This window comes from Actinocorallia lasiicapitis (assembly GCF_054778695.1).
The window spans coordinates 1-730 of sequence record NZ_BAAGZI010000853.1; the positions used below are offsets into that span (position 1 = coordinate 1).

A 730-nucleotide genomic window follows, 5' to 3' on the forward strand; every position below is an offset into this window, starting at 1 on the left:
CCGCACCGGCCCGGCGGGCAAGCCCAGTTCGTCACGGCCCCGATCCCGACCGGAGGCGACCACACGCTGGCGCGGCTGCTGGCGTGGGCGCAGCAGCATCTCGACCGGCCGCTGACCGTCGCGGACCTGGCGCGGCACGCCAACACCAGCCCCCGGCAGCTCGGCCGCCAGTTCCACGCGGCCGTCGGGCAGACCCCGATCCAATGGCTGCTCACCCAGCGGGTCCGGCGCGCCCAGGAGCTGCTGGAGACCACCGCCGACAGCATCGAGAACGTCGCGACGGCCACCGGCATGGGCACCGCGACCACGCTGCGCCGCCAGTTCAAACGGGTCGTCGGAGTCCCGCCGGACGCCTACCGGCGCGCCTTCCGCGCCCCCGCCTGACCGGCGTCAGCGGGCTGGGCGCGGGAGCAGCGTGGTGAGCGCTGTGAGGAGCGGGCCCGGTGTGACGGCCAGCGAGACGCTCGGCAGCGGGAACTGGGGCGCGGTCGGAGCGATCGTGATCTCGGGGACGACGGGGACCGGCGGCAGCGTCGGGACGACCGGTAGGGACGGAACCGGCAGATCGGGCGTCGCCGAGGAGGTACCGGCCGGAGCCGCCGAACCCTCCGTGCCTTCGGGCTCCGGGAGCGTGGACGGACGCGGTGTGGGGCCGGACGGTCGCGGGACGCGGGCCGGTGCCCCGCTGACCTGGCCGGTGTCCGCGACGGGCCGCGCGCGGGAGTGCCGG

Annotated in this window: 1 protein-coding gene and 1 pseudogene; one reads left to right on the top strand and one right to left on the bottom strand. The window is 76.6% G+C overall.

Annotation, left to right across the window (positions count from 1 at the left end):
* The coding region (locus tag ACYVE7_RS35100) for a helix-turn-helix domain-containing protein (protein ID WP_460370994.1) at nucleotides 1-384 on the top strand (384 nt) is incomplete at its 5' end.
* A 6-nt stretch (nucleotides 385-390) separates the two neighbouring features.
* Here ACYVE7_RS35100 and ACYVE7_RS35105 read toward each other — a convergent pair.
* Nucleotides 391-730 (bottom strand): annotated as a pseudogene (locus ACYVE7_RS35105) (hypothetical protein); the annotation flags it as partial.